This is a genomic window from Synechococcus sp. UW179B (assembly GCF_900474245.1).
GTDB lineage: Bacteria > Cyanobacteriota > Cyanobacteriia > PCC-6307 > Cyanobiaceae > Synechococcus_C.
This window is the reverse complement of sequence record NZ_UCNZ01000026.1, coordinates 358,453-372,273: the sequence shown is the minus strand read 5'-3', so window position 1 is coordinate 372,273 and position 13,821 is coordinate 358,453. Positions and strand designations below refer to the sequence as shown.

General features: G+C 50.4%; 14 protein-coding genes. 8 read left to right on the top strand and 6 right to left on the bottom strand.

The genetic code is table 11. The features are described 5' to 3' along the window. The first annotated feature begins 141 nt into the window (after positions 1-141). Entirely contained in the window at positions 142-867 is a 726-nt protein-coding gene (locus DXY38_RS13090; protein ID WP_115071983.1) for a DUF305 domain-containing protein, read from the top strand. Between the two features lie 457 nt (positions 868-1,324). Here DXY38_RS13090 and DXY38_RS13085 read toward each other — a convergent pair whose 3' ends face one another. Further along, a complete protein-coding gene (locus DXY38_RS13085; protein WP_038013185.1) occupies positions 1,325-1,549 on the bottom strand; it encodes a hypothetical protein in 225 nt (74 codons plus the stop codon). Between the two features lie 185 nt (positions 1,550-1,734). Here DXY38_RS13085 and DXY38_RS13080 point away from each other — a divergent pair, with 185 nt between their 5' ends. Continuing rightward, positions 1,735-2,295, top strand: coding sequence for a hypothetical protein (locus DXY38_RS13080; protein ID WP_115071982.1), 561 nt, complete (start codon positions 1,735-1,737; stop codon positions 2,293-2,295). Between the two features lie 53 nt (positions 2,296-2,348). On the opposite strand, the gene DXY38_RS13075 is transcribed toward DXY38_RS13080, so the two are convergent. After that, the gene (locus tag DXY38_RS13075; protein WP_115071981.1) at positions 2,349-3,134 is read right to left on the bottom strand and encodes an ABC transporter ATP-binding protein; all 786 of its coding nucleotides are present in this window, start codon (positions 3,132-3,134) and stop codon (positions 2,349-2,351) included. A gap of 344 nt (positions 3,135-3,478) precedes the next feature. On the opposite strand from DXY38_RS13075, the gene DXY38_RS13070 reads away from it, so the two are divergent. After that, the gene (locus tag DXY38_RS13070; protein WP_136988129.1) at positions 3,479-3,799 is read left to right on the top strand and encodes a hypothetical protein; all 321 of its coding nucleotides are present in this window, start codon (positions 3,479-3,481) and stop codon (positions 3,797-3,799) included. A 1,614-nt stretch (positions 3,800-5,413) separates the two neighbouring features. Here the strand turns inward: DXY38_RS13070 and DXY38_RS13060 are convergent. After that, positions 5,414-5,797 (bottom strand): hypothetical protein, encoded by a 384-nt coding sequence (locus tag DXY38_RS13060; RefSeq protein WP_115071978.1) that lies wholly within the window; start codon positions 5,795-5,797, stop codon positions 5,414-5,416. A 299-nt stretch (positions 5,798-6,096) separates the two neighbouring features. Between DXY38_RS13060 and DXY38_RS13055 the strand changes: the two genes are divergently transcribed. The 5 genes from DXY38_RS13055 (at position 6,097) to fghA (ending at position 10,763) form a co-directional block, all read left to right on the top strand. Continuing rightward, positions 6,097-6,660 carry an ureidoglycolate lyase gene (locus DXY38_RS13055; RefSeq protein ID WP_371411011.1) on the top strand — a complete coding sequence of 188 codons (564 nt, stop codon included), beginning with the start codon at positions 6,097-6,099 and terminating at the stop codon, positions 6,658-6,660. Positions 6,661-6,736: 76 nt separating this feature from the next. Then, positions 6,737-8,113: a cytochrome P450 gene (locus DXY38_RS13050; RefSeq protein ID WP_115071977.1), complete on the top strand. Its 1,377-nt coding sequence runs from the start codon at positions 6,737-6,739 to the stop codon at positions 8,111-8,113. 119 nt (positions 8,114-8,232) lie between these two features. Continuing rightward, positions 8,233-8,598, top strand: a complete 366-nt coding sequence (locus DXY38_RS13045) for a DUF2834 domain-containing protein (RefSeq protein WP_115071976.1) — start codon at positions 8,233-8,235, stop codon at positions 8,596-8,598. Positions 8,599-8,766: 168 nt separating this feature from the next. Continuing rightward, a complete protein-coding gene (locus DXY38_RS13040; RefSeq protein WP_115071975.1) occupies positions 8,767-9,879 on the top strand; it encodes an S-(hydroxymethyl)glutathione dehydrogenase/class III alcohol dehydrogenase in 1,113 nt (370 codons plus the stop codon). Positions 9,880-9,896: 17 nt separating this feature from the next. Then, on the top strand, positions 9,897-10,763 hold the full coding sequence (gene fghA / locus DXY38_RS13035; protein WP_115071974.1) for an S-formylglutathione hydrolase: 867 nt from the start codon (positions 9,897-9,899) through the stop codon (positions 10,761-10,763). A 91-nt stretch (positions 10,764-10,854) separates the two neighbouring features. On the opposite strand, the gene DXY38_RS13030 is transcribed toward fghA, so the two are convergent. The 3 genes from DXY38_RS13030 to DXY38_RS13015 form a co-directional block, all read right to left on the bottom strand. After that, a complete protein-coding gene (locus tag DXY38_RS13030; protein ID WP_244279136.1) occupies positions 10,855-11,322 on the bottom strand; it encodes a DUF411 domain-containing protein in 468 nt (155 codons plus the stop codon). A 252-nt stretch (positions 11,323-11,574) separates the two neighbouring features. Next, positions 11,575-12,669 carry a type III polyketide synthase gene (locus DXY38_RS13020; protein WP_115071971.1) on the bottom strand — a complete coding sequence of 365 codons (1,095 nt, stop codon included), beginning with the start codon at positions 12,667-12,669 and terminating at the stop codon, positions 11,575-11,577. Further along, on the bottom strand, positions 12,660-13,820 hold the full coding sequence (locus DXY38_RS13015) for an NAD(P)/FAD-dependent oxidoreductase (protein WP_115071970.1): 1,161 nt from the start codon (positions 13,818-13,820) through the stop codon (positions 12,660-12,662). Before DXY38_RS13015 ends, DXY38_RS13020 begins: the two co-directional genes overlap by 10 nt. Between the last annotated feature and the right edge of the window lies 1 nt (position 13,821).

The following is a 13,821-nucleotide window of genomic DNA, read 5'->3' as shown; positions in this document are numbered from 1 at the left end:
AGCCTTGAACATTAAGACCAATCTTCAGTTTGCATTCAGCCCTGGCTGACGGGAATTTGCTGGGCTTCAGAAACCAGCCCTAACGAAGATGAAAAAGCCCCATAATTTCATCTCAAACCTCTACGACAACTCCAAACGTTGATGCGTTTCCTAGCTCTTGCGTCGGCCGCAATCGCAGTTTGCACAACACCGTCGGTCCTCGGACAAGACCATCGTCATCACCATGGCCATCACGGGCATGAGATGAACCAACCGGATCCCACAAAAAAAGAGGATGCTCCAGGGCAGACGTCCAGTGGTCATGACCATCACAGCCATGGAATAGGCCCTGCGGGGAGCACGTTTGACCTTCGCTTCATCGACGGAATGGTGGAACACCACACCGGCGCTCTGCGCATGAGCGAATACGTCTTCAACATCGGCGCCCCTGGGGTAGGCGCTTTAGCGAACAGCATCTGGGACGAACAGGCCCGTGAAATCAAAGCGATGCGTCAATGGCGCAAGGCTTGGTATCCGGATGCTCCGATTTATCCAGTTGTGCTTCGCCCAAATGGCGATCCCAATGCGATGACCGATCTGGTGCGCATGAGCCCAGAGGTGATCGCTGCTATGCGGATGTCAGGCACAAAGCCCACACGCGAGAACAGAGTGCAGTGGTTTCTTGAAGGGATGATCGAGCATCACGGTGGTGCCCTTCAAATGGCCCATGAAGCGCGCAAAAACTCCACGAATCCAACGATCCTTCGACTCGCTCGCGAAATCATCGTGGCCCAACGCAGGGAAATTATTGAGCTGCGAAAGATGTTGCAAAGTGGCGGGATTGATAAACCCGCTTACCACCAGTTCGACGCTCTCTTTGCTCTTTGACCAGCACGCGGAGCTTACATCTGCAACCCATAAAAATTAAATCATGGGTTGTAGCGTCAGGGTCTTCCTCGCTAACGGAAATTTTTCACTTAATCGCTGCTGGACCACCTTGCTCTTGGCACTAAGAGCAAGGTGGACAAAACCTTCGGCTACGTGCGTGATGATGACGGCGCCTGCGCCTTATTCTGCATCACTCTTCCACCCCATTCTCTGGCAATTGATGATCAGAGAGCGGTCTTCGTCTTCAACGGCGTGAGTGTTCAATGTTCCTGTGCGATTGAACGGAAATCTCCCTAGACGTTCAAGAACGATTGATGGGCCGGAGTTCGACAACTCCGCCCATTTTTTGTGCGGTTAGTTGTCAGAAGACCTTTTCCATGCCTGCTCATGGCAACGATCAAATGGCCCATGAAACGACCAAGCTCACACCAACCCTTCGGCGTTTTCAGTGTGAGCGCTACGCCAGCCATTGATCGGCATCCATGATCTTTTTAATCAGCAAGCCCAGGCGTTTGAACTCGGCGAAGTTCAGCTCGCTCACCGCCTGATCGAGTCCGCAATCCACCCACTCGCCATCGCGCTTCTCGTAGATGGTGAAGTCTTGCTCGAGCGTGTCTCGGCGGATGCTGTAGGTGATGCCGTCCTCATGCGAGAAATCAGCGGATTGGAGCTGCAGGCCCATCGTTGTGCACTTGATTCATCGAGTCATGCTGATGCATGGCTATCACCCTTGGCCCCCTCACTACAAGCCAAAATGAAGTCAAGCGAAGGTCACTGATCGGGGCCTGACGTTTGCTGTTTGACCAATAGATCTTTGCCACGCATCCCCGAAACTCCCCTTCAGATCTGTTGACCCTTGCCTCTTCTATGGCTTCACAAGCGGTCTCGTACTGGCTTCTCCCAGGTCGTGAAGCGCAGGCAGCGTTGGATCAACTTTCTTCTTTGGCTTGCAAACGGATCCGGGCAGGGGTCCGGGTCTGTACGTTGCCTCCGCACATCACGCTCTACAGCGAGCATCTCGATGGAGATCATGGTGTGAGCCAGGAGCAGGTCATCGCTCGACTTCAACAGCTCGCCGATCAGTGCAAACCTGTGTGCCTTTGGCCCAAAGCCATCGAAGCAACTTCAATGTTGACGCAGAGTCTTGTGCTCCGCTTCAGCGCCGAGGCCAGGGAGATTTTGTATCCCTACTTTCTGCAGTTGCGTCTCAGCTCTCACGCTGAGCTTGGCTACCGGCTTGATCCGCACCTGAGTCTGCTGTATTGCCAAGATCGTCTCGACTTAAGGCGTGAGCTCGCTAGCGAATTACCACGTCCAGCAGATCCACTGCTGTTTGAGTCCGTCAGCGCGGTCAAACACCCGCTCATCATCAGCAGTTCTGCTGACATTGCAGCTTGCGCCACCATCCATGCCTGTTCGTTGTCTTGATTCCGATGAACAGGATTTCGATGAACAGCATTCTGTTGGTCAATCCATTGCTCTTACCCTGGCAGGACTTGTCGGTAACCCTTGTGTTCAAGCACTCTTAGAGGAGTATCGAAGAGATTGCTCAGTTTGCTGTCTAAAAGTAATTGGGTTGGAGTTCCATCGTCGTAGATTTTCCCCTCTTTGATGAATAAAATCCTGCTCATTTCTGGAATGATCGTGTCAATACGATGCGTAATCACGAGGAGTGTTGTGCCTTGATTGCAGAGGTTTCTCATGGTGGCTAGGAGTTGATGACATGCTTTGAGATCCAGTGCTCTGCAGGGTTCATCCAGAACTAACACTTTGGGCGAATGCACCAGTGCTCGAGCAATCATGAGCCGACGTCGTTGGCCATCTGATAATTGTCCGAAGGGTGTCTCCGCAAAGGCTCCTAAATCAAGTTGCTCCATGATGGATTGACTTTTAGCTAGTTGTGGTTGGTTTGGGTTCTGATCACGCCCTAAACGTGTGGATCCAAAAAAACCACTTAAAATAAGCTCTTTTGCACAAATATGCGGTAAAAATCGCTGCTCTAACTCACTCGTTGCAATGCCGATGGACGAGCGGAGTTGCCAAATGTTAATGGTGCTTTTCCCAAACAGTTTAAGGTGTGAACTTGGCTTTAAGAGTGGGTATACACTGCGATTGATTAGATTAACGAGTGTGCTTTTGCCAGCACCATTTGGTCCTAATAGCGTTGTTGATTCGCCTAATTTGAGTTTTAAGCTGAGATCATGAATCACAGCACGACCACTGAGCAAGGCTTCTACATGATTGGCGTCAAACCATATGTCATTCATTGTTCAGACTCGAGGCACCTTGCAGGTATAGCAAGGGAGATAAATCATAGCTAGGATTGTATCCTCAATCTAAATAATACTCTGATCAGCGGATTGAGTTGCTTATAGATAGTAAGCTACATCCTTGAACGATGCCGGTAGGATTAACGGTTTAGCTTCTGTCTTCAATGATGTTTCAGATGTCATCATCGTTATCAGCTTGGATCATGAATTATTTTTTTAGAATTGAGCCTATATTACTGTAAATAAAATCAAAAAAGAGAATGTTATCTATCCGGTTGGAAGTTAGAATAAATCTCTAATGCCTGGCGATCACGATGAAGCTTTTGAAAAGCTTGATTCTCTTGACTCCCACTGTTTTATCTCTCGCCGTTTCAAGTCCTCTCTCTGCATCAAGCCTCCAACAGGGCTTGAAGTTGGTCAATAATATTGGGATGCAGGCAGGAAAACTCTATTGTTCTGGTCGTTCCGCTGAAGAATCGTTTGAGAAGGGAACGATGATTGGAATGGCTGAGACGAGTTTGTCGATCGATGCAATCAACAAGCTAGATTTTGAGGATGATGCGTACTCTATACCTATGATTGAGACCATGTTTTCATACACCATTGATAATTGCCCTGGTCGTGCAAAAGGTTTATTTCGCAGTATCACTGAGATGGAATAAATAAAAATCCGCCCAATGATGTATCAACGCACCTTTAGAGATTTTTTGTAATGGCATGAGTGCTGCTAGTAAGCATGACTGAGGCTGAGGTGGATGGTCGTTTTATCTAAATAGTAAAAATTGAACCTTTAATCGATATTCCGTATCAAAAGGTGCATTTTTAATTATTTCTACCGTTAACAGGCGTGTGATTCCTGACAGAAGCAGTGCTTTCTCTCTTATCTTCTCATCAATAAGAAGCCTCTCATGTCATCCAATCACCTCTCAAGCCTTAAGTGGAACGATGAAGGTGAGCTTTCGCCACAAGACACTTGGAATCTGGTAACAAAGCTAACCAAAACGGAGGACCAGACAAAGGCCTCAAATCTTCTTCATCTGTCATCAAAGCATTCCCATGCCAAGAAGAAGAAAAAAGATAATGTGTAGATGCTGATCTTTTAGCTTTCCTGTAATCGATGAACAACAGAATAAATGCTTTAATAACACAGTTTTATTAATTTGCTGGTGGGTCTGTTCTTTGGCTTTAAAAAAATATTGGCATAGGGTAATTATTTATATTTTGCTCTTGTGTTACGGCCCATTAGGCAATATCGCCTTTTAGCTACTTTTATAGATTGATCCTTGATCTTTTTTAATGGTTTTTCTGGATTTCGAATAGATTTTTGTCGTTTATTTGTAATTTTTGAAAAAAGTGCTTGATCTAAATGAGAAGAAAAAAGGACCGGGCCTAATGTCCGAATTTTAGCCAAACAGTTCTGCGCCATAAAAAAGAACGGCCGCATTCTCAAGACCGTCCCTTTTTAGTGAAGCTTTGGCTCCCCAGCACTGGCTTCATCACTATGATGCCGAAACAATCGGCAATTGACCTTAGTGATACATACTCAATTTTGCTCATAAAAAAAGAACAGTCGACCTCTGCTGACTGTTCTTTTCAGCGATCACAGTCGTGAATCGCCTTGCTCTTAAGCTGGCAACCAATCAAACCGTTGTCTGTAGAGATATCTGCTTATTTTTGAGCCTCAAGAATTGCACGCATCACGGCCTTTTGCGGCGACAACCCTCTGTTTCTCCATCATTGGCATGTGGTGGGGCATAGAACCGACCCCCGCAAGCCTGACGGTAGGGTTTTTCTTCCTTAGTCTTTGGTTGGCTAACGACGAGCCCACGTTCTCCAATGGCAAGAACAGCCACCCAATCAGAAGCGGCCATACAGTCCTAGCGACGGCTGCTTACAACTTCATGCTGAACACGCCCCACGATGTAAGCAGGTGGTTACAGAATTCAAGTGCTTGATGCGTGCTAACAAAGAAGGATTTTGAGCTGTTGCTCTGCAAGTATCCGGTCGATTCCTATCTGCACCTGTTTAACTCGAACACCCGCTGCGAGCGGCGTTCAGCCGTGATCCATCCGCAGTGGCTCTTCATGCTCTTATCTCTAAGCATTACGACTCAGACCTTGCTTCCACTCTTTAATGGTTCATCGTCTGTCTGCAGATGTCAATAAGAGGGGTCAAATATCTTCTGCACTCTAAGATTGATTGGCAAGGAGTGCCTTAAGTCTTCAAAGGAGAAATAAAAACGCCCGTATCCTTCAACAGCTCTAGAAATCGTTGTGTTATGAGCCCGATGTAACCATCGTTTTAAATGCCTCATTGCCCGACTCATCGGCCAGCTCTGTCAACAGTGCTTTGCTGTCTTCACCAAGATTTTCAAGGGTCTTCGTAGTATAGTCATAGTTATCAAAAATGGTTTCTACCGACCAGATATAATCATTTTCAATGGCATAGCTACAAATACTTTTTACAACTTCGTCTTGAGTGGCCCTAATTCCTTTGTTCCACAAGTCTTTAACGATGAAGTCCACCGTCACGGTCCCTTCAAGCATTGGGTCGAGATCAAACGCCAGTACACAGCCGAGTTCATTGAAGGTTTCAACCCAGGCAGTGTTGGCTTCTAGGCAGCCCTTGATAATGGAATGAGCCTCTTGTTTTGTGGTCACTTGAAACCAGTCAGATCATTTATTAATAATGCATCAACCGAGGCTTTGCCTTGATGTGTCAGAAATATTTTGTTCGCAATGTCTGACAAATCCATCCAAGGCGGAGACAATGCGATCACGACTTGGGTCTTGACGCCGTAAACCTGGTTCGTAGGGCCAACACTTGGAGCCTCACTGTCAAGGTTTTGATGAAAGTTTGTGTTTCATGACAGGGAAGATCCTTCTTCTGCATCAGGATTGATTTGGATTGTTGGAATATTTAGATCAGAGAAATTTGTAATCATTTTAGGTTTGGCTGTATGGCCTCGCTCCTCACCAGTTTCTGGCTGAATCCATCAGAAAAGATCGAGGATGAGCTAGAGCTACTGAGGAGAGAGCAACGCGTCATGACTGCAGCGACACTGACCTCACTCCCGTTGCAGAACTGCAGTTTTGAACGGTTTGGCACTGCGATCCTCCCGGTGGATGACATGACGCCCCATCGCGACACCGACGCCAAGCTCAAATTTGAGGGGTCTGACCTGCGCTATTACGTCATGCGTGTACGTCAACGACCGGCGGTGTTGGCGAGCATGACCCGCCATCAGCGGGCTACCCAGTGTTTAGGTTCAGCTGATGCGCAGCCTTGGTGGTTGGCCGTAGCCGCTCCAGCGCTCCAACCTGAACAGCTCTGTGCTGCATCCGTGCAATTGGTGGAGGTCCTCCCTGGTGAAGCCGTCCAGCTTCATCAGGGAACTTGGCATGCTGGGCCATTTTTTCAGGCGCCAATGGCCTTGTTTTACAACCTGGAGCTGGGAGATACCAATCTCACCGATCATAATTTTCATGCTCTTGCTGCTCCCATCAGCCTGAAGTTGGATTGATTCATTCCCTCCACGAACCGAGTCCTAGTTGCAGTCGATCTGCTACTGATGATCCTCTGGTAAGCGATCGAAGCGAATGAGCACCACCAATGGTTTGCGTCCGCTTCCCTGCAGAACGGGTCCGTTGATCGGGGTGCGCGAATCCATCGCCTACCTGAGGGATCCTGATGGTTTTATCGCAGAACGCCATCAACAATTTGGTCCTGTGTTTGGAACAACCCTCTTCTTTCGACCGACGGCTGTGTTGGGTGGTCCTGAAGCGGTGGAGCAGTTCATTCGTCTCGAGAGCAGCATCAGTGAAAGCGCCTTACCTCCTGCTTTCACAGCACTGCATACCGCCGATGGTGCTTTAAATCAGGCTGGTGAGAAACATCGTTCCACGCTGCGTGGTTATGCCGCCCTTTTCAGCCCAAGCAATCTGGAGTCGTACCTCCCTGGGATCAACCGCAGCATGGTGCGGTTCACTGCCGACATTGCTCAGCGCGGAAGCACCTCCATAGCCCTGGAGGCAAAGCATCTTTGTCTCAATCTCTATGCCGAACTCTTTGCTGGTGAATCGTTAACAACAAAGGAGATCGAAGCCTTTATCTCTTACAACGATGCTCTTTTAAGTCTGAGCAAGCAGCTTCCATCCTTTCGTCGGGGAGAGAAGGCGCTAGCTGAGCTTCAACAGAGCATGCACGGGCGCCTGGAAAAACATCGTCGCGGTGAACTGGACGGGGCTTGTTTCAGGATTTTTACTGACAATCTCGATGAACATGGCCAGCCATGGAGCGACGAGCGCATAGCGACTGCCACGGTGTTGATGGTTTGGGGGGCCTACATCGAAGTTGCCTCCCTAATGGCCAGTTGTTTGATCCAAACCAGACAGCGTCCTGATGTGAGAGATCGGATTCTCAAGGAAGCCGCGATTCACAATTTGGAGAAACCTGCCAGCTCTAGCCACCTCGCTGCATGGGATCTTCCCTTCGTTCAGGGAGTGCTGCGCGAATCGCTTCGATTAATCCCTCCGGCCGGAGGTGGTTTCAGGTTGACCTCTGAGGACATTGAGGTTTCCGGTTACAGCATTCCTGCAGGCACCGTCGTGACGGCCGACCCGCGGATCGGAAACAGCATGTCGGCACTGTTTCCGGAGCCTCAGTCGTTCACTCCAGAACGCTGGATGCGTGACCCAGACGGCAACAACAACCTCAATCCCACCCGTGGATGCCCTTTTGCAGGCAGTGCCCTGCGCCTGCCCAAAGAGGGTTGGTTCCCTGGGGGGATCGGCAAACATGGCTGCCCAGGCTTGCCATTGGCTGAGCTCAGCGTGAGGGTGTTTTTGGTTCGCTGGATGCAAACGATTCAGAATTGGGAGGGTGCTTCAGAGCAGACCACAGCGATTCCTTACACCCTTGTTCCGATTCGAATTCCTACAGATGCCTATCGCTTGAACGTTGTATCTGCACGCTAGTTGTTGTCATTCAGAGATTCTTGTTGAATGGTTTTTTGTTTAATGCCAGGATATTTTGTAGCGTATGTACTGATTAAATTCTTGGCCTATGAGAGATTAGATGTTCTTTCTTTGTGAGTATGGCCAAGCTACGCCTGTTCATTTATGCCGCCACCGCATTCGCTGGAGTAGCTTGGCCTTGGTATTGCATCTACCAGTTTATTCAAGAAACAGAAGCTTTAGGCCTAACCGACCCCCTTGAGATTGTTGACTTGTTTTCTCAAGGCGTTTGGGCGAATGCTTCCTCAGGTTTCATCGCGGCCGACCTGACTCTCGTTCTGATAGCTGCCTTTGCATTCATGGTTGCTGAGGCGATGAGGCTCAAGATGAAATATTGGTATCTTTACTTTGTAGCTACTTTTGGAATTTCTTTCGCCTTTTCATTCGGACTCTTTATGTTTAATAGGGAGCGTAATTTAATGCGTTCGTCCCATGTATCAGGCTAGACATCGGTTTTGATTTCTCTCCCCTAGCTGGTTGTTTAGGCCTCTGCTCAAGGAGGCAGGAAATGTGCCTTGTCTCAGCTCTGTCGGGTCTGTTCTGAATTGCACTGTGCCTGCTGACGTGCAGATCATCAGCGCGATGATGGTTGAAGACTCGTCTCTGCTTCGCCCATGATTCGCTCCAGAGCTGCGGTGGCATGGGCTCCAGGCGAGCCCTTGGATGTCACCGAGATCGATGTGGCCCCACCCCGCGCAGGCGAAGTGCTTCTGCGTGTGGTCGCGACAGGGGTTTGTCATACAGACGCCTACACGCTGTCTGGTTCCGATCCTGAAGGTTTATTCCCTGCGGTGCTGGGACATGAAGGTGGAGCCGTTGTTGAGGAGATCGGCGAAGGCGTGACCTCCGTGGGAGTAGGCGACCACGTGATCCCCTTGTACACGCCGGAATGTGGGTGCTGTCGTTTTTGTCTTTCCGGTAAGACGAACCTGTGTCAGGCGATCCGTTCAACCCAGGGAAAGGGGGTGATGCCCGATGGCAGCAGTCGTTTTTCACGTGATGATCAGATGATTCATCATTACATGGGGACGTCGACATTCTCCGAGTACACCGTTCTGCCGGAGATTGCCGTTGCCAAGATCAACCCTGATGCGCCTTTGGACAAGGTGTGCTTGCTTGGCTGTGGTGTGACCACGGGGATTGGTGCGGTCCACAACACGGCCAAGGTGGAACCTGGCAGCAGCGTGGCCGTTTTTGGTCTTGGTGGCATTGGCTTGGCGGTGATCATTGGTGCGGTTCAGGCTGGAGCCGAGCGGATTATTGGAATCGATCTCAATCCCGCAAAGTTCGCCATCGCCGAACAGCTTGGAGCCACCGAATGCATCAACCCCCGCGACCATGCGGCCCCCATCCAAGAGGTTTTGATTGAACGCACCGATGGTGGGGTCGACTACTCCTTTGAGTGCATTGGCAATGTGGATGTGATGCGTGCCGCACTGGAGTCATGCCATAAGGGCTGGGGTGAATCCACCATCATTGGTGTGGCGGGAGCTGGCCAGGAGATCAGCACCCGGCCGTTTCAACTGGTCACCGGGAGGGTGTGGCGCGGCTCTGCTTTTGGAGGGGTTCGTGGACGCAGCCAATTACCAGGTTTTGTGGAGCGCTATCAAGCGGGGGAGATTCCTCTCGAGAGCTTCATCACCCACACCATGGAATTGAAGGACATCAACCGAGCTTTTGAGCTGATGCACGCGGGCGAAAGTATTCGCACGGTTGTGCACTTTTAGCGGAGCGTTTAAAAGGAATGGAATTGATCAGCAGCCAACGTTGTTTTAATGGCGAACAACGCCGCTACCGCTTGCAGTCTGCGCAGCTGAAGGGCAGCAGCACCGTGGGTGTGTTTTTGCCTCCGAGTGCTCTCAAAGCGCATGCGGCATCTGTGCCGGCATTGATTTGGTTGTCTGGACTCACCTGTAGTGATGAGAATTTCGTGCAGAAAGCCGGAGCCCAGAGGCGAGCTGCTGAACTAGGCCTGGCCTTGATCACTCCCGATACCAGCCCAAGGGGAGAGGATGTTCCCAGCGATCCCTCGGGTCAATGGGATTTTGGTGATGGCGCCGGTTTTTACGTTGATGCAGACCAAGAACCCTGGTCTGAGCACTACCGCATGCATAGCTATGTCCTGGAGGAACTTCCTTTACGGCTTTGCACTGAATTGCCCCTTGATCGTCAGCGTCTAGGCCTATCCGGCCATTCGATGGGAGGCCATGGCGCCTTGGTTCTTGGTTTGCGGCATCCAGACTGCTTTGAATCCATATCAGCAGTCGCTCCGATTTGCCATCCCAGCCAATGCCCCTGGGGGCAAAAAGCATTTGGTTATTTTTTTGGCACCACCCCTGAAGCACAAGCCCGATGGCGCCATTGGGATGCCGTTGCCTTGTTGGAGGATGGGTATCACCGAAAGGATCAGCTTTTGGTTGACCTGGGCTCCGCTGATCCCTTCCTGCAAGAACAGTTACGTCCAGAGGATTTGAGGAGTGCCGCCGCTAACCACCACCAACCACTGGCGTTATTGATTCACGAGGGGTACGACCACAGCTATTTTTTCGTCGCAAGCGTGATTGATCGTCACCTGGATCATCATGGGCGAGCGCTTGGTTTATTGGGTTAAGGGAACAAATGATGATTAACAGATCACCTGATGACAAATGATCATTGAGGGATCGTGATGAAGATCCTTTTGAAAGAGATCCCCTAGAGCTTCACTGAGGTCTGATTTGATCAAAAACAGTAGCCGTGCCGTCTTGGGCAATCGCAAGAACATCAAAGGCTTCTGGTAATACGCCGGCTGTTTCCATGCCAGGAGATCCCATGGGCATTCCAGGAGCTGTGAGTCCTCTGATATCAGGTCGTTCGTGCAACATTTTTTTGATGGATGCTGCTGGAACATGCCCTTCCACCACATAGCCATCCACAATGGCCGTGTGGCAAGACGCCAGCTCCTCGGTGATGCCATTGGCTTGTTTGAAGGCATCCATCGCATTGATCACCTTGTCTTGGATTGGGAAGCCTGCTGCTTCAATGTGATCAGCCCATTTTGTACAGCAACCACAGCTCTCTGATCGATAAATGGCGATCTCGGGGAGGGGCGTCGAAGCCAGTGGTGTCGCTAGACCATCCCTCAGCTGAGCATCAGCAGGAAGTGGCAGGATGGTGAAAAACAGAGCCATCAAAAACCCTAAGCAAATCCGTTCCATCTCTATCTGCTCAGCAACGTTCCAATGACAATAAGTGAAGGCTCTTCTATGAGCCTCGCTCGCTGTTTTGAAGGCTATTTTTCAGTCCTGAATATCCTCATAAACGGAACATCCATCGAAATGCAACGTCAATTTGTTTTGAACATCAATGTCAATATCGAACGCCTCGATGCGATTTGGATCCTAAGGAAGAAAAAAGAGCTTAAATCTTTGATAGCAACGCCTCTATAACGTCATTAAGGCGACTTCAGCACATAATCCTGGCCCGAAGGCAAGGGCGACGCATGGTCCATGACAATCATCTTGACGCATATGGTCAAGTACAAACAAAATAGTGGCTGAAGACATGTTTCCATAGCGACTAAGAATATGTTTGGAATGAGCAAGTTGATCCTCTCTGAGAGTCAATGATTCAGCACATGCTTGAAGAATTCTTGGACCCCCAGGGTGAATAGCCCAATGTTGAATGGCATTGAGATCGATGCCACGGGCCTGCAGCCATTGGCTAAGCCATGGTTGCAAGGTCGTCGCAATCGCCTTTGGTACTTTTGGGGATAAGCCCATGGAAAAGCCATGATCTCCAATCTGCCAATGCATTAAATCGCGGGTTCCCGGAATCACCGTGGATCCAGATGCCTCAAGCAACAGTCCTGTTGAACTCGATCCAGGGGAGGTGGATTCAGCATGCGTCGCGACCAAAGCGGCGGCACCATCGGCAAATAACGTGTTGGCCACAACATGTTCAGGATTCCAGCCATATTGCAAATGAAGACTGCATAATTCCACTGCGCAAAGCAGAACTACCGCTTCGGGATCAGCTTTGACAAAGGCGTGGGCGACGCGTAAACCGTTGATTGCTGCATGACACCCCATGAACCCCACATGGGTCCGTTGGACATTGGGCGGAAGCTGAAGTTGATCAATGAGATCACAATCAACGCCGGGAGCATGAAATCCTGTACAGCTGATGGTGATCAAATGGGTGATTTGTTGAACAGAGATTGGTGACTCTTCCAGTGCCCGTTGGCATGCTTTGAGCGCCAATGAGGTGGCATGCAGTCGAAACGCCTCCATCCTTAAGGCCGTGTTGGGGCTATCAACCCCATAAAACGGCAAGCGCTGATGGATTGTTTGCTGTGGATCGCCAGTTAATAAAACACTTCCCCTGGTTTCCACCTGCGATCGCCTTTGAATGCGGCGTACGAGCGAGGCTCGCTCGGGATGATCTGCGCTGACCCATTCAGACAGTGTTGTTGACTCTGTTTGATTGACGGATTGCGTAGGGACTGCGGTCCCGAGCCCGAGAACACTCAGTGGCATGGCTCACCTAAAGGCGTTGGCAGCTTGACCTCGTTCAGGTTGGAGATGATCTGTTCAGACAGTGAGGGCCAACGTCTGATCAGTTCAAATAACACGGTTGTGGGGGCGGGGTGTTTTAAGACGGTGGATAAGGCTCGGCAGACCGATTGCCGCCTGCCGATGTGCCATTGCAGAGCTTTTTTCCAGCGCCCTTCTAAATCGTCGCTCCAACCTTCCAGTCCTTCCAGAACGAATGGCGCGGCTGCTGCGCCTGCCGTTAAGGCCCAAGCCATCCCTTCACCGGTGAAGGGCTCGACATAGCCTGCGGCATCGCCCATCACAAGAAAACGTTCTCCAGCTACCTTGTCTGAACTGCGGCTAAGCGCTGGAGTGAGTTGCCAGCGTTGACCGCGTTCCAGGGCCGCCGGCACTGGAAATCCCGCCTGTTTCAAAACAGTCTGAGCGGCATCAACGGCTCCTTGTCCCTTGGAGAGGACGCGGCGATCAAAGGCTCCTGCAAGATTGAGCAATCCATCTTCCCGGCGCACTAAGCCCACATAGCCCTGGTCGCCAATCGCCATATGAATGGCTCCCGCGGGGTAGTGCGAGGACGCATCATTAACGACGCAGCCGGCACCGTGTCTTGATTGCTTGCGAATCCTGCTTTGTCCTGCTTCGTTTTTGGGAAGGCAACGCTGGGAAAGGCCAGCGGCCACAAGCACAACCCGAGCTTTGACAGAACGGCTCGTTCCACTGTGATGGTCTTTTAGGCGCACGCTCCTGTACCCAGGGTTTGCTGACTCAACTTGGGCTGTCATCTCGAAGCGTGCTGATGCTCCAGCGTTTATGGCTGCATCGATGAGGGCTTGATCGAATCGTTCCCGCGAAAGCGCAAAGCCATCTGGAAGAGCCAATGATGTTTCACGTTCACGCAGTCCAAGTCTCAAGCTTTGCAGTGCTTGCCCGCCGCAATCCACAATCAAGTTGTTCTGACCTCGCGCACTCAAAATGGCTTGAGCCTGATTGTTGAAACAGCATCCACAAACTTTCCAACGCGGGAACGCGCGTTGTTCAACGAGCAACACGCGCAACCCTCGTTGTGCACAATCCAAAGCAGCCAGACCTCCAGCAGGCCCACCACCAATGATCACAACATCCCACAGGGTTTGCATC

What these genes read in the sequence shown, in the direction of transcription:
- DXY38_RS13015 (WP_115071970.1), bottom strand. Translation starts at nt 13,820, where the DNA reads ATGCAAACCCTGTGGGATGTTGTGATCATTGGTGGTGGGCCTGCTGGA.
- DXY38_RS13090 (WP_115071983.1), top strand. Translation starts at nt 142, where the DNA reads ATGCGTTTCCTAGCTCTTGCGTCGGCCGCAATCGCAGTTTGCACAACA.
- DXY38_RS13080 (WP_115071982.1), top strand. Translation starts at nt 1,735, where the DNA reads ATGGCTTCACAAGCGGTCTCGTACTGGCTTCTCCCAGGTCGTGAAGCG.
- fghA (WP_115071974.1), top strand. Translation starts at nt 9,897, where the DNA reads ATGGAATTGATCAGCAGCCAACGTTGTTTTAATGGCGAACAACGCCGC.
- DXY38_RS13055 (WP_371411011.1), top strand. Translation starts at nt 6,097, where the DNA reads ATGGCCTCGCTCCTCACCAGTTTCTGGCTGAATCCATCAGAAAAGATC.
- DXY38_RS13020 (WP_115071971.1), bottom strand. Translation starts at nt 12,669, where the DNA reads ATGCCACTGAGTGTTCTCGGGCTCGGGACCGCAGTCCCTACGCAATCC.
- DXY38_RS13075 (WP_115071981.1), bottom strand. Translation starts at nt 3,134, where the DNA reads ATGAATGACATATGGTTTGACGCCAATCATGTAGAAGCCTTGCTCAGT.
- DXY38_RS13045 (WP_115071976.1), top strand. Translation starts at nt 8,233, where the DNA reads ATGGCCAAGCTACGCCTGTTCATTTATGCCGCCACCGCATTCGCTGGA.
- DXY38_RS13085 (WP_038013185.1), bottom strand. Translation starts at nt 1,549, where the DNA reads ATGGGCCTGCAGCTCCAATCCGCTGATTTCTCGCATGAGGACGGCATC.
- DXY38_RS13050 (WP_115071977.1), top strand. Translation starts at nt 6,737, where the DNA reads ATGAGCACCACCAATGGTTTGCGTCCGCTTCCCTGCAGAACGGGTCCG.
- DXY38_RS13040 (WP_115071975.1), top strand. Translation starts at nt 8,767, where the DNA reads ATGATTCGCTCCAGAGCTGCGGTGGCATGGGCTCCAGGCGAGCCCTTG.
- DXY38_RS13030 (WP_244279136.1), bottom strand. Translation starts at nt 11,322, where the DNA reads ATGGCTCTGTTTTTCACCATCCTGCCACTTCCTGCTGATGCTCAGCTG.